The following is a 23,199-nucleotide window of genomic DNA, read 5'->3' as shown; positions in this document are numbered from 1 at the left end:
TAAACAGGATGCCAAAAGTGTCAAAACGTGGAAAGAACAACGTTTACCAGAATTGCGCAAACAAGCTCAAAAAGAGGGTAGAGTGATCTTTTATGGTGATGAATCCAGTTTTTTGCTTAACCCTTTAAAGCAACGAAGCTATTCTCCTGTGGGAAAAACTCAGCACCTACCACTTTGGGATAAAGGTTTTAAAAGCTATATGGTTTGTGCAGCAATTTCTGAAAAAGGACAATTAGTGTATACACACCAAAAAAAGCCTTATGATGGGGAGGCAATCGTAGAGTTTCTAAAAGTACTGATTAAACAAACTGATATCCCTGTTACTCTGATATGGGATGGAGCGAGTATCCACCATTGTAAAATAGTGCAGGAGTTTTTGGAGACATTACCAGAAGGTAGGTTGTTATTGGTCAAACAACCTAGCTACTCTCCTGAGTTAAATGCTTCTGAGCAAGTATGGAATTATCTAAAAAATGTAATAATGAAAAATCAGGTATTTCCAACTGTCAAAAAATTAGGCCGAAAGCTAAAGCAAATACTTCGGGAGTTTAAAAACAAAAAAAGCATCATCAAGAAGTTTTTTGAAAATCCTGATGTTGCTTTTTATTAATTATCCAGTGTCGTCCCTAGACGCATTCTGAAAAGATAGGCACAAGTTACGCTTCGCTAAACTTGCGCCAGGTGGGGGATATCAATTTTACTTGCTATTCGTAAAACCATTTATCTTCATTTATAATTTTGCTAAATATTAACTCGTAATGTCGAAGTTTTTGGTTTTCCCTTTCTTTAATTGTAAGAAGTCCTAGTAGATACATTTCTTCGACTTTTGATAATAATTTTACTAGCTCAGCTTCATTATTGTGATGATAGATTTCGTTATTTGTTTGGATAGATACTTCTTTATTATCTATAGCATTTGGTAAAATAACTTCAAATAAGTCTGTATATACAATATATGTTCCTTCCCCATAGTCATCTATTTTTATAATTTGTGATTCAGTCAGATCAAATAATAAATTAGCTTGTTCACCTGCTTGCTCTAAGTTTTTATAATGTAAACTCACATATTTGAACCTCCAATTGAGAACCAAGGCTATCTTTGTGAAATCGTCCTCTTGCCCAAAAATATTTTGTTTCTGTAAAACATTAAGGTTACTCTGAAGTTTTAGAGTATCCTTTAGTTTAATAACTTGTCCTTTAATATATACTTCTTTCAGTCCCATATTCTTCTTATTTTTTAGGCATCAAGTCAGATGGCAATGCGTCTGGTTGATCCTTAAGTGATTTAGCGGTTTGATACAATGATTCTTTATTGCTATACATTTGCATTTGTTTTGCTTCTCACAAAAACTCAATATCATCCAAAAAGCGAATCGGGACATCCTTTATTCCTGCAGCTTTTGCTGCTGCTAACCTATGATGACCGTTTACCAACAATACTTGCCCTTTATATTCAATTGCAATTATTGGATAACTTGGGTCAAAGCCATTTGCTTCCATCTTTAATTTTAGTCTTCGTATTTTCTCAATAGATTCAGCCCCATATTTGACCTCTGATCTCCAAGCCTCAAAGACATCGACCTTGTAGGTTTTGCCTGCCACAAACCGTGATACATAATTTGCTTTACTTTTTTCCCACTGTAATAACAGTTTACGTCGTGGCATTGTGCCTTTTGTATTTTTAAATTCCTTTAGTATATCATTAAGTTTACCAGGGTTTCCCTCTAGATATTTTGCAACAACTTCTAAATCTTCTATTCTTTTTCTAAAGAAAGGCTCTGGATAAAGAATTTTCCACCCATCTACCAACTCAGGCTTTGCCTCAAACTTAGCCAAAACAGCATCTACATCCTTAAAGTCATCTAAAAACTTCGCCTTGTCATTGCCCAAGGCATTGATTTTATCTTTGAGTGGTTGACTGTTGGTGCGGGCAAGCAAATCATCATACCCATTGGCATTATGCACCAACACCCCAGCTTTCCCCACAAAATAGTTGTGGTGCTTGGTGACCGAAAAATTGTAAACCCTGGCATTGGTATCTACCTTGACCAGACTATCCAATGCCAACCTGCGTGAACAGAACAAGTGTAAACTGTCACCCTGGCTCAGATTGCCTGACTTTACCCATTTGCCCTCCAGATAAAATGGGTGGTCAGGCGTAGTTTGAATAATTTCGTTGCCAAAATATAAATTTATAAGTTTTTGGGTCTGCCTTACAAACACTTTGGTTACCCGCTTCAATTCTTGCCTACCTGTTTTTTCATTATAGCTCCATACCCAATCGCCCACTCGGATGTCCTCTATTTTTTTGTGGTCTTTATTAGTCAGTATAAGCGTACCCGCCACAAAACAAGTGCGCTTGCCATTGGGTTGGCAGTGCACCAACTCTTCGCCTGCATTGGTGCGTTGCTTATAAATCACAATGTTCATCTCTGTGCCATCGGGCAAACGAGCTGCTATGGGTTGGGTAGCCTCCCCTCGTGCCCTCAATGCTGCCAGGTCTCCAGCAGGTTGGGTACGCAAAGCTCTGGTTACTTCCAGCTTACCTTCGGGGTTTAATTGGGCAAGGGTTTTATCTGCTTTTTTAATTTTAAAAACCCCACTTTCTTTCACTAATTTAATCGCCTTATTACTCAATTTTTTGGTCACCAGGTTGAGCTTGGTGAGGGTGGGGGCTATTTTGGTAGTCAGGTTATCCAGTTGTTTGCCCGTAAACTCAATAAAACCATTGATTGTTTTAGGAGCCCCTACATAAATAGACAGCAGGTCTACCAACACCTTGCCTTGGGTATAGTTGGTAACAAAATTGTTGCAAGTGGCTTTGCTATACTCTTCTTTTACGAGCTTCCAAACTCCCTTTTTCCTGAGCTTGTTCATCGCTTGCGCCATCTGAGACTTACTCCAGCGGGGCTGAAAGAAACAAATGCATTCCCCACTCCCCGAAAAAAGACAGAGAGTGCATTTTATATAATCTGGATGCTTTGCTGAGAGATGTAAAAGCTAGACAAGTTTATTCATAAAAAAGCCATAGACAAATGATCTGGCTTTCACTTTCTAATAATCAGTGTTTCGTTTGCTTCATAACCGCATTATAAATGCTCGTAGAAAAAGGAACGCACTAAAATGCGCAACAGTGGGGGGCGTACCAATGCATTGGTATATACACTATTTTGTTTTTTGTACAAACTCCATTGATAAATCAGAGAAATGCTCTAAATATTCTGCTCCAATGTCTCCTTGATCATCATCCTCAAAGTACCAGATAACATAAACTTTTGTAAACTCTTGAAGTTCACTTATCTTACCAAAAATATCAAAATAGAAACCATTACTTCTTTCGTCTAAATATTCTATATCAAAGTAAAAAACTGACTTTGGCAAGGCTATTTGTTTATAGCCTTCTAAAAAATCCACCACAGGTCTATAAAAAGCAAAGAAAAGTTCATCCTCTCGAATAGTAGATTTTCCTTCAATCTTAAAAATACCTTTATCTGCGTTAAAACATATATAAGGAGTTTCTTTTGTTTTTGGCAACTCTAATCTTATTTTGGGTAGATTAAGAGGTTCCCACAAAAACTCAGAATGCCACCCATATTTATGATATAAGAAATCATTCAACAGCCCTTCACCAGATCCTTCACAAGCATATATTTTACCATCTTGCTTGTCCACTAAATAAACAGGGTTTCCCAAGAGCATATCTTGCACTTTATTGGATAGTAAGAATGCTTGGCTTTGGAATCCAACAAACCAAACAGAATCCACAGAGCTAAGATTGCTTACAACTAACTCAACGGTTTCATTACTCTTATTGAGCCCCTCCTGTCTTGCGACTGCTTCAGCAAGTGCAAGCACATCTTCTTTTGATAAATTACTAAAATTACTGTAACAAAGCTCATTGATGGAACGTAGATGTGTTGAACCCTGCCATATAGAAGATACTTCTTCCAGTAAATCAGGAGAAGATATTTCTATCAAGGATTGACTTGCTGTAATATTTTTATATAGTACTTCTTCAAAAATTACATCATAAAACCCTCCACCCCTAAAGCTTTTATAAGCTTCAGGTAATTCTTCACAATATGCATCTCTGACTAAGTATATCTGATAATCCCGTTTATCTATTAATATAAAGGGCTCTGGAAAAGCATGAAGCTGGTATCTGACATCTCCGGTACTAAGGTATTCATTATTTTGACACCTCACCAACCATACATCATTTGTTTCCAAAATACAATTTTTATCAACCCTCAAGTGAGCCAATGGAAATTTATTATTAATATAATCAAGGATTTGTTTTACCCAATCTATTACTATTTGTTCCGTCAAGTGAGTGCCCATTCGAGTAAAGGTATTTATTTCATCGTTTCCTTAAACTGGCTTAATGGAGGTTTTTTTCGCATAACACCAGTAGTATTCATTAGATGAATGTAATGAAATTTTTGAAAAAACTCATCTAGAGTCATTAAGTAATCTCTAGAAACAGCTTGTGCATCAATAACCCAGATATTTCCCTTAATATTTACTACATTTAAAGCATGACCTGTTTTTTGAGGATTATTAAATTTGCAAGCTATTATACCAGTAGCGCCATCCCCAAGTTTTTTCATTTCTGTATTTATACTTTTAATAGAAGTTGGATTATTGCTATATTTTCTCCCAAACCACTTTTCAGAAATGGTTGAAGGAGTAGATGTTCCTTTCGGAGGGTTAAATTTAACAGGTACTAGCTCACCGCCTTTAAGTAAGTAATCTGTGCTTAAACTACAGTATACACAGTTTCGATTGCCTCTAGTTGTTTTGTTGATTATTACGATTTGGTATGCTAAGTCTATCCCTAATACTTCTTTCATTCTATTCCATTTAGGTATATTTCTCTTTACCACAGATTTCATTTTGCCTTTTAACCCCCATAAATAATCTAATTCTTGTTTTTGAAACCATTTTGCAACTAGTTCTAAATCTTGAAGTTTGTCTACAGTGATTTGCTGTCCCTGGAGGTCTTTACCTAATGCCCTATACACTTTTAGAGCTTCATCGCCAAACTTATCAATTCTTAAAAGGTGTTGTGGTGATACACCTATAGAACCTAACCAAGCTTTATAAAGTGCTGTTATATCTCTTGCATTTCCTGATTTGTAGAGTATTTCCCAACCTTTTACAAGCCCTATATTTTCGAACACCCCTTCTCTAAATGCCTTGTTTTCTAAATCTTTAACAAAAACCTTTTCTAAATTTTCACCCAACTTTTGTACGCTTGCTTTCAAGTAGGGTAGATTAGGGTGGTCAGGAATGTTTTTCCAAGTATTAGATGGCTGAAAAATATTAAACTTAACATTTACGTTTTGATAAGTAATACCATCAGGATTCATTATCCCTGAAAAGTCATCATCTGTAATTTTACCAAGTTTATAGTTTTTGTCTAACCAGATACCAGTCCAAGTTTTTTTTGCAGCTTCGGCTTTACTTAAACCTTGTTGCAGTGCTGCATTGAAATTATCAAGATTATCACTTAAGTTTTGATTCCAACTAGCCTTAAATGCTTTGAATTGCTTTCCTGCTGCAATCTCTGTATCAATCAGGGTTTTTAGAACAAAACTACCACGTATATCAGGATGCCAATATTTACCTGTTTTTTGATTTTTCATGGTAAGTTGTCCATCAAAGACACCATCTTTGATAGATCCTCGTCCTAATGTTTTTAGCTTAGGTTTTCCTGTAGCAGCAGAAACGCCTCCATTATCAAACTTAATAAATACAGACCCTTCTCTATTTCTAAAAACCTGATAGTCAATGCTTTTGTATGTTACTTTATGTATAAGCTCCATCTTCTTTTTAGTCAATTTTAAACCACTCAAGAATTTTCGCTTATCAGTAGCAGTTTCAAAGCCTTTTTTAACTTCATCTAATTTGCTTGGGTTAGCCTTCAAATGCTCATAAACACCTTGCAAATGTTTAGCATCAGTTCTTATAGTGACATCACTACTTAACACCTTCCACCCTTCAATTAACCCTGGATTAGCCTCTACAGCTTGCTGAATAGAAGAATAATCCTTCATAAATTCCGCTTTATCTATATGAAGCTCCGCAAGTTTCTTTTCCACCGCATTGGGCAACTTGACTTGCCCCATCTCCACAAACTCCTTCTTCGCCGCTCTGCTTGGCTTCTTAGGCTTAGGTGCCCTGCCCACATCATTGCCATTTTGCAGTTTGCGCCATTTACTGGTTTTGCTGCCCGACCTGGCAATGGTGGTAATGCCTCCATCGGCGTGTACCCGCACAATGGCATCGGTGGCGTATATGGGGCGGTTGCCCAGGGCTTTCGAGAAGTCTTGGGCAGCACTCATATTGCTGCACGAAAGTAGGCGGATGGGTTTGGTAGCGCCAGGGTCAATGGTGCGAACGATGCTGGCAAGGTCTTGGGTGCTGACATCTATTTTTTGCAGATTACCCTGGGCATTTTCCAGGTAGGCGAAGTGTTGTTTGCCTTCGGCATGGATAAACAAATCGAGGGCTTCATCGCGGTTATTCCATTTTACTTTGCGGAGTCTTTGTATTTCGGCAGGTTTTAGGGAGGCATAAAAACCCGCTTGCTCAAACTGGTAGTTGCCCCTGCCATCTGCCTTACAAACCCCATACTCTCCTTTTTCATTTTTTGCGATAAATTTACCATCGGGACTGTTGTCCATCGACTTGGGGTGCAGTATTTTGTCTTGGGTGGTATTGATCCAACGCTTGACTTTGATCTTTCCTCCCTGCAAAGTAGCGATCACCTTGCCCGATGCCACGATGTCATAAGCCTGGGTGGTTTTGCGGTAGACAAACTTGACTTGCCCCGCCAACTGCCGACGCAACACCCGGAAGCTGTTTTGCGCCACCGTAAGCGCCGCTTTGCCTCCTTTGACGGCTCCGTTGAGCCCTTGCCCCAACTTTGCCAGTTTCCCCCCTTTGGCAAACAAGCCCAACTCGCCTGCCCCGGTTGCCATCGATAAAATAAAGATAATGTCTTCGCCCAACAGGTAAAACGACTTGTGGTTGATTTTACCCAAGGCATTGAAATGCTTGCCAAACTGCTCGCCAATGAGGTTAAAAAAGCCCTTGTCTTTGAGCGTTTTAAACATGGCGTCCATCTGACTACGCAGTTTAGGGTCAGACACATAGCCCGTAAACATAGACACCAGCCCTGTAATATCGCCCACCGTTTTGAGGGTGCCATTCCACAAACCACAGCTCAGGGCAAAATGACGAGTAGCCAGCTCACCCCCACTAAAATCCATGGCAACAATGGCCAGCACCCAGCGCATACTTTTGATATAATCTTTGTGTTCCCGGTTCCAATACTTTTCGGGTATCTGCCCTGCTTTTATGCAGTTAGTCAGCATTCGGGTCACATAATGTACTGCCCCGCATACCTGGGTCAGACTTTTGCCCATCTCGTCTACCCCCCGGCGCATCATTTGCTCAAAGAGCTTGCGCACCCCGGCATTGGCTTTGAGGGCTTGCAGGGCTTCTTCTACTTGCTGGCTGTACCAAAAAGTAGCCGTGTGGTGGCGGGCATCGGTATAATGCACCCAAAACACCATTTCATCGTCGCCAGGGTCAAAACGCCCCCGGCGGTTGGCAATGTCAAACAAGGTGCTCCGGGAGGTGTGGGAGTTGGTGACCACCAACACAATTTTCTTGACAAACTCTGCCCTCATTTTATCGTCTTCGGTAGCTGCCCAACGAAAACCCTTCGCCTTGAGCCCAGTGTAGTTCCATACCTCTACCTTGCCCGCCAGCTCCGATTGGGCTTGGGTAGGCACCTGGCTTTGCATGGCTTCTACTTTGGCGGCTTGGTGGGTCATAGTCAGGAGCTTGGGCATTTCGGCGTTCAAGTCAATCTTCGCCGGATTTTTTACCGGGTGGTAATTGCCCAATTGGGCAAGCAATGCTTCTACCAGCTTTTGGGTGGCTTGTGCCCGGCGTTGGCGCGCTTCGGTGGGGGTAAGCTGGGGCTGTTCCTTGATCACTGCTTTCATATAAGGGCGCATTTGGCTGCGCAACACGGGGGCAATGGCGCCATCGGTTTTGCTGAGCGAGGCATTGGGCAATATGCCGTGGATGCCCGCGACCAATACTTCGTTGGGTTTCAAGGCGATTTTTTCGGGGTACACATCGAGGTACATGGCCAGCCCAGCCAGCATTTGGTAGGTCGATTTTTGAAAGGCAGCCGGGGCACTTTTCATGATTCCCTTCAATACTTTGTATTCTTTTCGGAGGGCGGTTTGGTATTGGGTATATTCATACAAACGGCGGTCACCCTCCCGCTTCATGCGGGCAATGGTTTGGGCGATGGTCTCGTTTTTGGCAGGTTTGGGGGCTTTGAACCCCTGAATGCCCCCCAGGTAGACATACAACTTTACCGCGTTGTAGACATAGGGCTTGCCCCCAGCAGCTTGTTCGTTGTACTTGACCAACAAGGCGTTGATCGCTTCTGCCGCCGAGTTGTCAATGGCTTGTTGGTGTACTTTGATCCACTTGGTGTTGCCAAACACATAGCGGTTGAGGTGCGACAAACCACGGGCGTTGTTCCAGGCATTTTGGGCAATGATTGCCTTCAATTCTTTAGTACCTGTGGCAATCCGGCGTTGTATTTCGGGGTCGGTTTCTTTTGCCTGCCCACTCAGGCTTGCCAAAAGCAAACAAAGCAGCAAAGTGTATTTTTTGAGAAAGGTATACAACATAGTATTCAAAGTTTTGTGTTGAATCATCCACATATTTGCTTATTTTTTTAGCCCGTTTTCTTCTAAAAATGGGGTGACTACGGCTTGATTGATAAACTGGGCTACCAGCTCCTTCAAACCGTTAATGATCTCTAATTCGTTTTTACCTGCCTTTTTGAGGCGGCTATATTCCTCCACTATATTTGTTGCTTTGTCTTTGATCTGCTTCACCACCAAGGCCATTTTGTCGGCTTTTTGGAGCAATTCTACCAACAACACTAACCGGATTTTCTTTTGTTGGTATTGAACATTCACCACCGCGTATTTTTGTCGGGCTTCCAGGTAGCCTTTGGTCACCGGATACCGCGAGGTGGCGGTTGCTACATCGGTGCTTATCACCATCAAGGTAGTAGAGTCTGCCTGTGGTGCGGGGGCGTTTTCGGGGGCAATGGTGGGGCGTAGCTTATCTACTTCGGTGTTGATGGTTACACTCAAACTATCCATTTGTCCGGAAAGTTGCTTTTGCCGGGCGTCGTCATCGCCTTTGATTGCCTGAACGATTTTTCTAAACAAATCACTCAATTCCTGCCAGAGTTTTTCCAGGGCTTCTTTTGCCAGCTTGCCCGCTACTTTGAGAATCTTCCCACTTCCATCCTTCAACTTTTTCAGCCCTTCAGTCACCTTGCCTTTGTCGATGGCCTCTTTCCCATCCTCAATCGCCTTTTTACCAATCTGGATGGTTTCCAGTAGCTCGGCTTTGTCGGGGCCATCGTAGTTTTTTACCCAGGTTTCTACTTTTTTCAGTACCTGGTCTATTTTGCCTACCACCTGGTCTATTTTATCCAGCCCTCTTTCTATCTCGTCAAATAAATTGTTGATTTCGCCCGTAAAGCTCAGGTATTGGTCGCGCCACTCGTCGGGTATGATTTGGGTGCCCGCCCCAGTGGTCGTCAATTCCCCATCAATGAGGCGTTTGTCGGTGTTGATCTTGATGCGGTCGAACCGGGCAAATACCCTGGCTCCCTGAAAATAATTGATGTGGGTGTAGGCTCGCCCGGAAAACCAACCTCTCCCCAAGGGTTTGACTTCTACCAAGGTAAATTCAAAGTCAGCCGCCATGATCTTATCGCCTACTCGCAAATTTGAGATAGGAGTTTGATTGCTGAGGTCTACCACCAGGGGTTTGCCGCATTGTACTCCGGTGGGCTTGGGGGTGGGCATTCTAAAATCTACGGTGGCAGTTTCTTCGCTGCCAAAGGCATTGCAGTTGGCGGTAAGTTTGAACGAATAGGATACTCCGGGTTCCATATCATTAATTTGGGTGCGGTTAGAGAGGGCACGTTGGGTGTACCATTTGTAGGCATCGCCTTCGCGCTTGAAGTGTAGGGTATAACCCGTGTGGTCGGGCAAGGCATCCCAATCAAGCTGTACTTGGTAGGGATTGAGGGCAGTTGCCTTTAAGCGAATCGGGATGGGGCAAGGTTTGCCATAACGAAACACCCGAATCTGGCTTACTCCATCGTTGATAAACAAAGTTCTGCCTTGGGGGTCGCGCGCCTGGATGCGAATGGCGTACCATTTACCCAAGCCCAGGGCAGGTTCGGCTTGCATGCCATAGTTGTAGCTCAAACCAGTCGTGGTGGCACGAAATATTTCGGGACCCAGGCAATTGAATATTTCGCCTTGAGATATTCGACTGGCGGCTTGGTTATTTGCGTTTATATTCGCATATTGGTTTTGACAATCGGGGCGTAGCTCGTTCAATATCAATTCATACTCAGGATTAAATGGGGTGTTAGCGGGTCTTGTCCAACTGATCGGAATGGGTTTTAAGCTTTGATTGGTCTTATTAACTTGACTCATCATTAGCGGAAAATTCAGTATGGGTGGCTGCAAAGCAAATACCCGCAACGTTTTTTGCGACAGAATGTCTACATTAGATACCAAGACATTGGCTCTGAATCTATCCACGAAAGAAAAAGATAATCGGTATATTCCGTCAGGGATTCTTTTCGTTTTCAAATACTGCTGCCGGGAGTACCCCGAAAACGACAGGTTGTTTGCGGAGAAATAACCCGATAACTCGGAGCCGCTCAGGGTCTGGCTAGGTCCCAGGTCGAGCAAAGGTCGGTAACTATCCCGCGTTTGTATGACAATTCCCCGCCCATCCACGCTTTCCAATTTGATCCGCAAGTAACCAGCGTACGAGGTCAAGCCGTTGAGCACCATGGTCAATTGAAGCGAGTGGTTATATCCGAAATTTAAGAGGTAGGGAGAAACTGGTCTGGCTACGGTAGCAATGATCTTCACGCTGTAATTTTGCTGGGCGGTGGTATAACCACTCGCTCCTAAGAGCAAAACTCCCACAATAATAAGGCACTTGAATAAATGGATACGCATGACCTTGGTTTGGTTTAAGTAGTTGGTTTTGAGCTTTAGCCATTAGCTTTTTTGTTCCTGGCTTTTAGGCTCTGTTGAGCTTTAGCTATTAGCTTTTTTTGTTTTTGCTTGCTTAGCCGTTAGCTTGTATAGACCATCGACTTCTATCTACCTATTTTATAAACCACTAAAAATCAGCGTTCTATAAAATAGTTAATAGGCTTGAAGCACCGATATGCATCGGCATCTAAGGACTTGTCGCTAAAAGCTTGAGGCTGTAGAGGCTATCGACTAGATATACCAATTATAGCGGTTGATATGGATACTTTTAACAAAAAATATTTCGAAAATGTAGAAAGGTAGACGTTTGAGTGTTCAAAGATAGTCATTTTAAGTAGGTTTACGCTCACAATTCGCTCTTGAAACTGTCGGGGTAAGGTTTATTTCTTTTTTTCTGATCAACCATCTTATTTGCAGCAACGACCAATGCTGTCAAGGCAAGTGTACGCCAATCACCAAAATATCATCTACTTGGTTTTGTTCGCCCATCCATTCTTGTAAATGGTTTTCAAGTACCTGTTTTTGCTCTTTCATGGGCAGTTGGTGTATTTCAAGTAATAGGTTTTTAAACCTTCGGGACATAAACTTGCGCCCCTTAGGGCCACCAAACTGATCTTGATAGCCGTCTGAATAGACATAAAAAGTAGTGGGTTTAGAAGTATCTATCACATGTTTGGCAAACGACTGCTCTTTGGCGTGGGCATAACCTCCCACTGGAAACTTGTCACCTTTGATCTCATACAATGCTCCATCCTGAATGTATAAAAGCGGGTTTTTGGCTCCGGCAAACTCTATTTTTTTGCCCTCGTGGTCAATCACCACCAAGGCCAAGTCCATTCCATCCCTGTTGTGGGTTTCTTTTTGTTTTAAGTCTTTTCTAATGTGCAGGTGTAACTCATCCAAGATTTTTTCGGGCGACAGTATGCCTTGCAACCGAATGATTTGGTTGAGGTAAGCATTGCCCACCATAGACATAAATGCTCCGGGCACGCCATGCCCGGTACAATCCACTGCAGCAAGCACAGTTTTCTTGGGTTGGGTACCTATTTGGGCAAACCAGTAAAAATCACCACTTACAATGTCACGTGGTTTAAACAATACCATGGCATCGGGCAACTGACTCGTCACCTCTAGCTTGGGGGGCAATACTGCCTGTTGGATACGTTTGGCATAATTGATACTGGAAGTAATCTTATAATTTTTTTCGGTCAGCTCTTCGGTACGCTTGGCTACCTTATCCTCCAGGTCTTTATTCAAGTCACGGTATTTGGCAACCAAGCGCTCTATGCCTACAGTCATTGTCTGAAAAGACGAAGTAAGGTCTCCTATCTCGTTGTTTGCTTTTATGTTAAAGTCTACCTTAAACTTTCCTTGTGCCACTTGTTTGGCTACTTCATTGAGTTGCAGTACCGGCTTGAGCACCGTACGGCGCACTACTATTGCTACTACCAACATGGCAACTATGACCAATACCAATGATATAAGCATAAAATTGATAATGAGCCCTCCAGCCTGATTAGCGTCAGCAAGCAGTTCTTCATTTTTACTTCTAATGAGTGGTTGTATTTTTTTATCAAGCAGGTTGTCTATCTTGTTCAACGACTGATGAAACTGCTTCATGAGGTTGTTCTGAATACTCTCCAAACGCATGAGTTCGTTGCCAAGGTTTACTGTAATGGCAAAGTTTTCATTCATTTTTGCCACCCAGTCTTTATCAGGGCGGTTGGTATTGAGGTAGTTTTTTTCAAACTTCAGGTACTTTAATTTTTTGTTGGCAATTTTATGGGCACTCACCGAATCTTTTACAATCACATAACTTTCTATAGCATTGAGCAACTCTTCGTTGAGGCTATAAAAGTCTGAGATGACCTTAAGTTTGGTTAAAATATCGGAGGAAGGGTTGTCTATGTATTTTTTAAACAAATCATCAATCAGCTCATCCTGCACAGTGACCATAGTTTGTACCGAAAATAATTTACCATGCTTTCGGGTAGAGTTAATGACTGCCTTCGAGGTGAGTTTGTTAAAATGGGCATACTCTTTTATCAGGTCTTTACCAAAGGCTATTTCCTGCTTACTCTTCGCATATTTTTCATATAGCTTGATGTGTTTGTCAAAGTCAGCCTGGTATTTTCTGATGTTTTCGGGTTGTATATAGTTGTGATTGTCTACATAGTCGAGCAATGAGTTGGCTATGTTAGACGCAATGATTTCTATCTCAAGCACTGCTTTCTCAAAAGGTTCTTCCAGGTTTACTATCTGCTCTATGTCGCGCTGCATATTTTTAACCTGGGTAAAAATAAACACCCCAACAAAAGATGATAAAACAATGATGATGATAATAACCGTTGTAAATAGTTTTTTTAGACTCATAAAGCAGGTGCCTCATATTTGTGGTCAATTAATAACAAGCACGGTATGTCGGAAAAGCCAATGGCCCGTATAGCAAGCCCTTCAAACAGGGTTGAGCAATCACGCAGGGTTTGCGCCCTGACATAAGTTTAACGAAGCACTTATACAAAGGTGATTTTTTTGGCTGAATAAGTAATCAGCTAAAAAAGGTAATACATTAGCCCTGTTTACAGCTTTACTCCCATCACCAATATATCGTCGCGTTGTTCGGTGCCTTCCATGTGTGTTTTCAAGGTGTTGAGCAAAGTTTCGTACTGCTCATTCATTGGCAAACCACCCACACTTTGTAACAGTTCGTTGAACCTTTTCCGACCTATTTTTTTACGCTTCAAGTCGTTTTGATCTATATAACCATCACTGGTCAGGTACAGGTTGTCGCCCTGAAACAAGGTAAACTCATGATTGGTAAATGTACGATCAGCAGTTTTTACCCCTCCTACGTGTATCCGATCTCCTTTGATCTCCTCCAGCTCACGAGTAGCATCACGCAAAAAGTATAACGGACGACGAGCCCCGGCATACGTAATATTTACCTGAGTGTGTTCACCATACTCAAGCACACACAAACAAACATCCATTCCTGTATCACTCTTATAGTCCTGGTGACGCAAAACATTCAATACTTCTTCGTTGAGCCTTGCTAAAATCTCTGCCGGGTCAAATACCTGTTCCATTTTTACTACCCTATCGAGCAAAGTACTTCCAATCAAACTCATAAACGCTCCGGGTACCCCGTGCCCGGTACAGTCTACCGCCGCCAAAAAAGTTTTGTTGTGCTCTTGTTCTTTGTGCAACCAATAAAAGTCACCCGATACTATGTCTTTGGGGCTATATAACAAGAAGTGGCTATCCACCAACTTTGCCAATTCCTTTTCGTAAGGCAATATGGCATTTTGAATGGTAAAAGCAGCTTCCAGGCTTTTGTTCAACTGGATGGTTTTTTCCTCAAGGCTCTTTTTAGCATACTCCAGTTCGGTAGCCTGGTCTTTGAGGGTAAGGTTTGCCGACTCTACCGCATCACGCTGCGCCATGATCTCTTCTTGTTGCTGAAACAACTCTTCGTTTTGGGCAGTAATTTCGGAGGTACGCTCCTGCACTTTTTGCTCCAGCACCTGGTTTTGTTCGGTAATAATTCGTTCGTTTTCTTTGGCAGTCGCCAATGCTTCTGCCTGGGCTTCTATAGTCTCCTTTCGGTAGATGTTGATGCGGTCGGCAAGCGCCAACGACAAGAAAATCACTTCGATGACTGCCCCTACCTGGTTGGCATTGTCTACCAAAAAATGATTAGGCAAAAATCCGTAAGGTTTCAATACTGCCATAAATAACCCAATCAACACTATAGTCCAGGCCATAATGTAGTATTTAGCGGCGCGGTTGCCCCTGCGCCATACCAAAATACCCGTAAGTAACATAAGTACAGAGGAAGTCATGACCGATAAGGTAGACGTAATAATGCTTATTTGGTACTCGGTGGTAAAGGTCACGATGATCATAAAAAACAAAACCACACTAAAGCCAATCAACACCACGTTCCAGCGGGGGACATATTTATAGGTTTGCAAAAAGCGAATGGCAAACAATACCGCACAATACGACCCAAAGGTGATGCTAAAAGGCAGGGCAACGTTTGCCCACCAGGGGTAATCGCCCCACAAAAATTGAAAGCTATGTCCGTTGAGGGTAGACTGCCCCAATAGGTATGACAATATATAAAGACAGTAAAACAGGTAGCTGTAGCTGCGAATGGCTAAAAATATAAACAAGTTATACATGAGCATGATCGCCATGACACCATACAACACTCCAAAAACGATTTCAGAAACCATGTTGGCTTCGTTAAACCTATGGTTGCTTTGCATTACCAAAGGCAATTGTAATGAACCCTGGGTATATACTTTGAGGTAATAAGTGTGCACCTGGGTGTCTGTCAAATGAAAAGGAATGACTACCTGAGGATGAAACACCAGCCTGTTGGCAAAAGGTACATGGTCGCCCCATATCCTTTTTTGCCATTTACCGTTTTTGTCTTGGTAATGAAACTCTATATAATCTATTGGAGCATAAGCTACCTTCAAAAACCATTGGTTAACGCTTTCGAGGGTTTTCTCCTGGGGTTGGGTTTGGTTTTGTAACTTTAGCTTTACCCAAAAATGAGAGTGGGAAAAACCAAAATTAGGGTATTTGTCTTTAGAGGGTTTAAAGCGTTGCTGATTTTTAGGCTTCAACACCTGCAACAAGCTCAACCGTTGAGTAGAATCTTCCAGAATGGCTACTTTATCGCCTAAGATAATCTCTGATTGTTTTGTGGTAAGTTTTACTACTTTTTGGGCTTGTGCCCTTTGTAGTGTTCCTACCAGGCAAATAAATATAATGATGATACTTCTGATAAACATATCCCGCGTACGTCTGCTACCCCTAAATAATTTAAATTGAAAGTTGTGATTACACCCACACATTTTGCGAATGCACCAATACAACTTCTTGCTTTAGAGCTTGTTTAAATTTTCGGTTATAGGAGGTTTTACGATGAGTTTTTGGATTAGATGCGTCAGATTTTGAAGGAATAGCCCAGCTATTGCTGAAAAATCTGGCAAAATATAATCAGAAAAATCGCGTAAAACACCTAATTATTAAATTTTAAACAAGCTCTTATTTCAAATCTGATACCAAAGCTTCGCCTGCTATCAGGTAATCCTTACCCCCATCAGTAATATGTCATCTCTTTGCTCGCTGCTGCCCTGGTGTTTGTCCAACGCCTGAGTCAGTAGTTGCTGCTGCTTGGGCATTGCCCAATGAGCATTTTCCAAGAGTACTTTTACCAACTGTTCTGAGCCAAACTTTTTACGACCGTCGCTGTTCTGATCTACAAAGCCATCGGATGATATATAAATGGCATCACCACTGTTGAGTACCAGCTCATGGTCAAAAAACTGTGCCCCTATATTTCGCTTACCTCCCAAATACCTTCGGCTACCTTTGTAGGTTTCTATGGTTTTTTTGGTAACCGACAAAGCCTGATGTACCACATATAAGGGACGCCTTGCTCCCGAAAACACCACTTTGGTTTCCCTATCGTTGAGCTTTTCAAACGAGCATATCCCCATTTCCATTCCTTCGTCGTTGTTGTTGCTGTTTTGCTGCAAAGCCAAAAAAATCTCCAGGTTCATCCGTTTTAAAATTTCAGATGGGGTAGTCACCCGCTCTATTTTCACAATTCTGTCGAGCAAAGTATTGCCAATCATACTCATAAAAGCACCTGGTACCCCATGTCCGGTAGAGTCTACTACTGCCACTAGAGTTTTGGCTCTTTGGGAGCTTTCGATGGTTGCCTGAAACCGGGTACCTACCGATGACAACCAGTAAAAATCGCCCGAAACAATATTACGAGGACGAAATATAATAAAATAATCGAACAACAAATCGCGTAGCAACGCTTCTTGGGGCAAAATGGCTTGCTGAATGGTTTCGGCAGACCGAATGCTGTTAAAAATGTGTAAATGTTGGGCTTTGAGCTGATCGTTTTTTTCTTCAATGGCTTGGTGTTGCCTTTTGAGCTCTTTGTTTTGCAAAATAATATCTACCCGGTTTTTTGCCATAAGTTGGGTGCGCTCCTGGTTAAATTGTAATTATTTCATTGTTTATAACTATTTGATTTACAAATGTTTGCTATTAATTTTTCTTGCAAAAGGTCTAAAATATCCGGGTCTGAATTAAGGGTTCGCTGTATGGTAATGAACCCTTTTTTGTTAAAACCCTTCATTTGTTTTCTGATCCATTTCACCAGTTTTTGTGCGTGCAAGGCTACATAAGAAAATCGGTATAACTTGAATTCAAAACCTTTTTTGTCTTTTGTTCTGGCTTCCCCAATTTGGAGCACATGTTTGAGTAATTTGAAAAACTGTTCAATATAAGTTCTCTGAAACCAGTGTCTTCGCAAGGTTTTGGCGAAAATATGTTTACTTGTGCTATAAATAACACTTACTTTCTTTGATCCATTGAGCCGAAAAAACAGCAAAGTTACAGCTTGTTTCTTGCTACAATAATAGGCACTTATTCTCCTTTTAAAAGTGGTTTTATCTTCCTCAGGAAGCATTTTTTGACTCGCTTGATGAGCTTGCTCTGCTGGGATAAATTCTTTCTCAATCCAATCAGAGAGCTTTACCTTTTGACCCTCTATTACCACATAATGAGATTTTTTGGTTACACTGATGTAACAAAGTCCATTTTGGGCACAACTTTCTGCCAAAGCCTCATTACTATATCCATTGTCACAACTCAGGTGAAGTGTAGGAAAATCATACCCAGTTCTAGTCAGCTTTTTGCGATATTCTCCCCAGCGCCTCACAAGCTTTTGAGCTACTTTTGCTGGTTTCTGATAAGCGTTGGAGGTTTTCTTCTTGATAAAATCAAAGAAAAGTGGGTAAAATACCCCATCAATGCTCACCCCAAGGGTCAACACCCGAAAACCATACACACTTGTACCAAACTGACCACTAAAAAATTTCCCGTAGCACTCCTCAAAATCTTTCAAATGATTCTGAGAAGATAGCCAACACCGAAACACGCTATCATCCAACACAACAGTGACCGTTGTTTTTGACCAACAACTTGAATCTTTTTCACTCATTTCTTGGAGTACCTGACCCAACTGAGCCGAAAAAACCTCTTCAAATAGCTTCCGAATGGTGCTAATAGATAAATTAGAAGCCAACTTTTGATAGCTGATTTGAGCAGAATTGCTCACAACCCCATGCTTCACTAAGATACTGTTCAAAGTAGGTAAACCTACCAATTGACCCAAATAAAAAACCTGCAGAAGCTTTTCTAGTTTAGTGCATTCCTCTAAACTCAAACACGATTTATCAAATGTTTCCGAAATGGTAGTAAATATGTTGACCTCCTCACAAAAATGACCACGAAAATATTTTTTTACTAAAGAGGATAGTTCTTTACGAAAGTTTTTTTAAAATGTATATTCATTGTAAAAGCTATTATGATGTTTTAGGAGATATAATAATAACCTTTTGCAATGAATTATGGGTATAATTAATTGGAATTCAATTTTTTATACCCTTTTTAATTTCTACAAGTTAAATTTGTTGTTACGATACAATAAAAACCCTATCACCAGCACAAAAGCCAAAATAAACAAAATAAAAATACCAATCACGTTTCTTCTGGTTTTAAAACGTTCATTGGTTGCCCGGTACTCTTTCAATGACTTGTTTTCTACCTCGTACTTCTCCAGTAAACGCAATAAATCCTGACTTGCCAACTCGTTTTTCTTTTGGTCGTTCAAAATACTGTCTTGGTATGCCCTCGATTTCTCCAGGTAATGCAAAGCCTTACTTGTGTTGCCTTTTCTCTTGTGTATCTTATATAACAAATCGCTAATTTCTTTGGCTTTGGGCTTGCTGCCTGAGTTAATTGCCAACAAATAGCCTTTGGTGGCATAAATCAATGCATTATTCAATTGGTTTTCTACCAGATAAACCCCCGCAATATCGGCACAGGCATATTGTTCATAGTCTTGATAATAGTGGTTTTTGTACCACTCGTGCACCTCTAGTAAAAGCTGCAACGCTTTTTTACGCTTGCCCAATTGAAAATAAGCATCTGCCCGGTTTGCCCTGGCTATGATTATCCTTAGGGTGTCTTGGGTAGCCAATGAATACTTGAGAGACTCGTCAATAAACTGAATGGCACGGTTGGGCTTTTTGCTTTGGACAAAGGCATAGCTCAAGTTAAGGTAAGCGGAACCTATAGTAGCAGTATCTTTGATCTCAAGACCTATTTTTAGTTGTTGTTTGTAATATTCTACTGCCTTTTGGTGTGCTTGCCAGCCATTGTACACATGCCCAATGGCACGCAGTACCTGGGCTTTTTTGATTGCAACATCTACCTGTTCATAAATTTTGAGTGCAACAAATAAATAATCAAGTGCCTGAGAATAACTGCCTTGCGAAATGAGGTGGTGCCCCAGGTTATAAGAGGCATAGGCTTGCCCCAGCGGGTACTTTATCTTTTGTGATAGTTGCAGGGCTTCTTTGGCAAGGGTGATGGCCTCATTCAGTTCTTTTCGGCTATTCAAGTCAGACAATTCGTTGAGCAAGTCTACCCTTTGTTTGCCTTCTGACACAGTCAATACTTGCTGTAGGCTATCTATATAGTTTGATGATGGTTGTGCCCATAATGAAGTAAATAATGTTGTGATCAAACAAAGCCCGATGAACAATATTAGTACAGGCTTTTTCAGGTTCTTTTTATTCATTCTTTCTGTATAATCATCCCAAAATACCCTCATATTAAACAATACCTCTTGATAACAGACTTCAAAAAAAACAGGTGCCTTACAAAATATTTTATATAAGTAGTTTGTTTTATGTCTTTAAGTGATCTTTCATAAATAAATTGTTCCAAGAGAGGGTAGTCCCTGTTTGTTGTGTGAGCGACAAAACCGCAAAGCTTACACATTTTAATTATAAGTAAATCCTGATATGATAGTGCTTTTTTCACAAATATGGCTATTTTATCACACAATTAACAAAAAACACCTGTACAAAAAAGGATTACCTTGTATTCGTTTCATTTTATACTCGAAAAGCTAAAAATATGAACTTTAACTACTTTAGGCGTTACTACCTTTATTTTTTATGCAGTTTTGTCCTGTTTTTATCTACTCACTACCAATGCATAGCTCAAACAAATATGATAGTTCCCCCTGGCCCAGCCCCTAACACGTGCAAAATAATAGGTAAAATTATCAAAATAGCCCCAGTGCCCCAAGTAAAAACACCACAAACTCCTTGCGAAAAGCAAGCTTGTCAGGCAGAAGTAAAAGTGGTAAAAATATTGGGCTGTGGCGCTGGTTTCCCTCAGTTTCAAGGGCTTAAACCCACCATCACAGTTAAGTTTGTTTTCACCCTTGGGGCTACCCAGACTTTATTCCCTCAATTGAACAAAGCAATGCCAGGGCTAAAGGTGGGCGATGTGTTTGAGGCAAGCGTAGAAGGCATGGATGCTGCCACAGGCAGTAGTAACCAATATAAGATTTATACTTATACCAAGCAATAGTGTTCAACAAAGTACCAGGCAGCAAAAGGGTAGCAGAAAGAATTTAGATAAATCAGTTAACTTAAATAGGATTGTGTGGTGTTTTAGATAGCTGATGGGCTTAGCTACTTTATTTTTAAGAATAATATTCTTATATTTGAAATGAAAACAGGCTCTTACAACTACTTACAATGAGCGAACTAACCGTAATCCTCTCTTTGTAATAAAAATGCAGTGCAAGAAGCCTGTAAACAAAAATGACACCAAATTAACGGTGTCATTTTTACTTCAAAAATAGTACCATCCCTTCGTTTTTGGACTCATTATTAAGCCTTTTAATTTTCTTTTTTTATGCGTATTTCAGAAGAAACCATCGAGCAAATTCGCGATGTAGTTGATATTGTGGATGTTGTGGGCGATTTTGTCTCACTCAAAAAAAAGGGAGGCAACTGGTGGGCACATTCTCCTTTTACCAACGAGAAAACGCCTTCGTTTTCGGTGTCTCCGGCAAAGGGCATTTTTAAGTGCTTTAGCTCAGGTAAGGGGGGCGATGCTATCACGTTTGTGATGGAGGTAGAAAAGCTGAGTTATCCGGAGGCGTTGCGTTACCTTGCCCAAAAGTATAACATTGAGCTTGACGAGGATGAGCCACCTACCCCAGAGGAGGTGGCACGGCAAAACGAACGCGAAAGTTTGTTGATTGCCCTAGAGTATGCCAGCAAGCATTACGAAAAAAACCTACATCAAACTCCTGAGGGTCAAGCCATTGGTTTGGCTTATTTCAAAGAACGAGGCTTTAGTGTCAAAACGATTGAAACTTTTGAGCTGGGCTATAGCCTGGATAGTTGGGAAGCTTTTACTAAACAAGCTCAAGCCGACCAATACAGCCTGCCTATTTTGGTAAAGGCAGGGCTTACCATAGACAAGAACGGGCGCTACTTTGACCGCTTCCGCGATCGGGTCATTTTTCCGATTCATAACCTGGCGGGTAAAGTGATTGCTTTTGGCGCGCGTATTCTCAAAAATGATAAAAAACAAGCCAAGTATCTCAACTCCCCCGAATCGCCGGTTTACCACAAGAGCAAGGTGTTGTATGGGTTGTATCAAGCCAAAAAATCATTGCGTGACGATGATTGTTACCTGGTAGAGGGTTATACCGATGTAATATCGCTGCACCAAGCAGGCATAGAAAATGTGGTGGCAAGTTCGGGCACTTCGCTCACTTCTGACCAAATAAGGCTTATCCGTAGGTTCACCCCCAATATTACAGTGTTGTACGATGGTGATGCGGCGGGAATCAAGGCAGCTATTCGCGGAATTGACTTGGTGCTGGAAGAGGGAATGAATGTAAAAGTGGTGCTTTTTCCGGATGGCGACGACCCCGACAGCTACGTAAAAAAAGTGGGGGGTACGGCTTTTAAAGATTTTATCAATCAAAACTCCCAAGACTTCATCACTTTTAAGGCACGCCTGTATATGGAAGAAACCAAACAGGCGGCAAGCGGCGACCAGCCTTTTAAACGTGCCGAAATGATAAGAGAGGTGGTAGAGAGTATTACTAAAATACCTGATGCCATCAAACGATCGGTTTTTTACCGTGAGTGTAGTGCCTTGCTGGAGGTAGACGAGGCGGTACTGATTGATGAGGGTAACAAAATACTGAAGCAAGACGCCAAAAAGAGGCAAGACCGTCAGTTTAGAGAACAAAAAAAACAAGCAAGGGAGCAAAAAAGACAACAACAATTGCCTCCTCCTGCCGATTTTCCGTTTGACCTGCCTCCCCCACCCGATGGCGAATTTTATATCCAGGACGAAGGGCTTATTCAGGTTGACCCAGAGATGACTCCTCCGCCCCTTATCGGGGAAGGTGATGACACTGATGTAGCAACCGAACCTATCACACCTCAAGATCCTTTTAAAAGCCCGATTGCTTTTCAGGAAAAGGAGCATATCAGAATATTGCTCAATTACGCCAATCACGACTTGAAAGAGGATGGCAAACTTTGTGCGTTTTTGCTGGACGAAATAAGTGAGGTGAAGTTTGAAACACCTATTTATGCCAAAATGCTAGAGATTTTCCGCGAAAAACTCAAAGAAGATAACATCATTACGGCTGATTATTTTATCCAACAACACGAAAACGAGGAGATGAAAAAAGCCGCGGTTGATTTGATCTCAGAGCGGTTCGAAATCAGCGAAAACTGGGTGGAACGCCACGGTATTTTTGTGCCCAAAGACGAAGATATCCTGGATAGTATGGTGGTCAAGGCAATTTTGCGGCTAAAACTGCGTCACGTGCGCAAAATGCTGACCGAAAACAGCCTGAAAATGAATGACGCCCAAACTATAGAAGCTCAAGAGGCGGTGATGATGCTACACATGGAGCTTAAAAGTCTGGAAAAAGAAATTGCGGAGCGGTTGGGGAATGTGATTTTGAAGTAAACAATACAACAAACGCACAATAACAACTATCATCATTCAGCAAAACTTCCTGCGCATTTTGTTTTCCTGTAAATTAAAACGTTATATTTATATAAAATAAGCATAAGCAACCATTGGTTAAGCGGTAAAGCAAAATTTAGTTGAAAGG

The 23,199-nt window shown here is 41.3% G+C and carries 12 protein-coding genes and 1 pseudogene; 3 read left to right on the top strand and 10 right to left on the bottom strand.

Features of this window, described 5'->3' with window-relative positions; genetic code table 11:
- Positions 1–40: 40 nt before the first annotated feature.
- Positions 41–610: pseudogene (locus M23134_RS42235) on the top strand (IS630 family transposase); the annotation flags it as partial.
- 94 nt (positions 611–704) lie between these two features.
- Here the strand turns inward: M23134_RS42235 and M23134_RS25595 are convergent.
- From M23134_RS25595 to M23134_RS25550, 10 genes are all read right to left on the bottom strand, one after another.
- Positions 705–1,223 (bottom strand): hypothetical protein, encoded by a 519-nt coding sequence (locus tag M23134_RS25595; RefSeq protein ID WP_002701141.1) that lies wholly within the window; start codon positions 1,221–1,223, stop codon positions 705–707.
- A 118-nt stretch (positions 1,224–1,341) separates the two neighbouring features.
- Positions 1,342–2,877 carry a polymorphic toxin-type HINT domain-containing protein gene (locus tag M23134_RS25590; protein ID WP_045114334.1) on the bottom strand — a complete coding sequence of 512 codons (1,536 nt, stop codon included), beginning with the start codon at positions 2,875–2,877 and terminating at the stop codon, positions 1,342–1,344.
- Positions 2,878–3,165: 288 nt separating this feature from the next.
- The gene (locus tag M23134_RS25585) at positions 3,166–4,341 is read right to left on the bottom strand and encodes a SiaC family regulatory phosphoprotein (protein ID WP_002701137.1); all 1,176 of its coding nucleotides are present in this window, start codon (positions 4,339–4,341) and stop codon (positions 3,166–3,168) included.
- A gap of 14 nt (positions 4,342–4,355) precedes the next feature.
- Positions 4,356–8,726, bottom strand: coding sequence for a toxin glutamine deamidase domain-containing protein (locus M23134_RS25580; protein WP_157558645.1), 4,371 nt, complete (start codon positions 8,724–8,726; stop codon positions 4,356–4,358).
- 39 nt (positions 8,727–8,765) lie between these two features.
- On the bottom strand, positions 8,766–11,105 hold the full coding sequence (locus M23134_RS25575; protein WP_002701134.1) for a fibronectin type III domain-containing protein: 2,340 nt from the start codon (positions 11,103–11,105) through the stop codon (positions 8,766–8,768).
- Positions 11,106–11,576: 471 nt separating this feature from the next.
- On the bottom strand, positions 11,577–13,424 hold the full coding sequence (locus M23134_RS25570; RefSeq protein ID WP_198145090.1) for a SpoIIE family protein phosphatase: 1,848 nt from the start codon (positions 13,422–13,424) through the stop codon (positions 11,577–11,579).
- A gap of 299 nt (positions 13,425–13,723) precedes the next feature.
- Positions 13,724–15,949 (bottom strand): 7TM diverse intracellular signaling domain-containing protein, encoded by a 2,226-nt coding sequence (locus M23134_RS25565; RefSeq protein ID WP_002701132.1) that lies wholly within the window; start codon positions 15,947–15,949, stop codon positions 13,724–13,726.
- A gap of 291 nt (positions 15,950–16,240) precedes the next feature.
- On the bottom strand, positions 16,241–17,152 hold the full coding sequence (locus M23134_RS25560; protein ID WP_002701131.1) for a PP2C family protein-serine/threonine phosphatase: 912 nt from the start codon (positions 17,150–17,152) through the stop codon (positions 16,241–16,243).
- A 35-nt stretch (positions 17,153–17,187) separates the two neighbouring features.
- The gene (locus tag M23134_RS25555; protein WP_157558275.1) at positions 17,188–18,330 is read right to left on the bottom strand and encodes a hypothetical protein; all 1,143 of its coding nucleotides are present in this window, start codon (positions 18,328–18,330) and stop codon (positions 17,188–17,190) included.
- 309 nt (positions 18,331–18,639) lie between these two features.
- The gene (locus tag M23134_RS25550; protein ID WP_157558644.1) at positions 18,640–19,827 is read right to left on the bottom strand and encodes a tetratricopeptide repeat protein; all 1,188 of its coding nucleotides are present in this window, start codon (positions 19,825–19,827) and stop codon (positions 18,640–18,642) included.
- Between the two features lie 341 nt (positions 19,828–20,168).
- On the opposite strand from M23134_RS25550, the gene M23134_RS25545 reads away from it, so the two are divergent.
- Positions 20,169–20,630, top strand: a complete 462-nt coding sequence (locus tag M23134_RS25545; protein WP_002701128.1) for a hypothetical protein — start codon at positions 20,169–20,171, stop codon at positions 20,628–20,630.
- A 330-nt stretch (positions 20,631–20,960) separates the two neighbouring features.
- A complete protein-coding gene (gene dnaG, locus M23134_RS25540; protein WP_002701126.1) occupies positions 20,961–23,051 on the top strand; it encodes a DNA primase in 2,091 nt (696 codons plus the stop codon).
- Positions 23,052–23,199 lie beyond the last annotated feature (148 nt).

The organism is Microscilla marina ATCC 23134 (assembly GCF_000169175.1).
Taxonomy (GTDB): Bacteria; Bacteroidota; Bacteroidia; order Cytophagales; family Microscillaceae; genus Microscilla; species Microscilla marina.
This window is presented reverse-complemented; position numbering and strand designations above follow the sequence as displayed.

What these genes read in the sequence shown, in the direction of transcription:
- M23134_RS25560 (WP_002701131.1), bottom strand. Translation starts at nt 17,152, where the DNA reads ATGGCAAAAAACCGGGTAGATATTATTTTGCAAAACAAAGAGCTCAAA.
- M23134_RS25545 (WP_002701128.1), top strand. Translation starts at nt 20,169, where the DNA reads ATGAACTTTAACTACTTTAGGCGTTACTACCTTTATTTTTTATGCAGT.
- dnaG (WP_002701126.1), top strand. Translation starts at nt 20,961, where the DNA reads ATGCGTATTTCAGAAGAAACCATCGAGCAAATTCGCGATGTAGTTGAT.
- M23134_RS25585 (WP_002701137.1), bottom strand. Translation starts at nt 4,341, where the DNA reads ATGGGCACTCACTTGACGGAACAAATAGTAATAGATTGGGTAAAACAA.
- M23134_RS25580 (WP_157558645.1), bottom strand. Translation starts at nt 8,726, where the DNA reads ATGTTGTATACCTTTCTCAAAAAATACACTTTGCTGCTTTGTTTGCTT.
- M23134_RS25590 (WP_045114334.1), bottom strand. Translation starts at nt 2,877, where the DNA reads ATGAACAAGCTCAGGAAAAAGGGAGTTTGGAAGCTCGTAAAAGAAGAG.
- M23134_RS25565 (WP_002701132.1), bottom strand. Translation starts at nt 15,949, where the DNA reads ATGTTTATCAGAAGTATCATCATTATATTTATTTGCCTGGTAGGAACA.
- M23134_RS25595 (WP_002701141.1), bottom strand. Translation starts at nt 1,223, where the DNA reads ATGGGACTGAAAGAAGTATATATTAAAGGACAAGTTATTAAACTAAAG.
- M23134_RS25570 (WP_198145090.1), bottom strand. Translation starts at nt 13,424, where the DNA reads ATGCAGCGCGACATAGAGCAGATAGTAAACCTGGAAGAACCTTTTGAG.
- M23134_RS25575 (WP_002701134.1), bottom strand. Translation starts at nt 11,105, where the DNA reads ATGCGTATCCATTTATTCAAGTGCCTTATTATTGTGGGAGTTTTGCTC.
- M23134_RS25550 (WP_157558644.1), bottom strand. Translation starts at nt 19,827, where the DNA reads ATGAATAAAAAGAACCTGAAAAAGCCTGTACTAATATTGTTCATCGGG.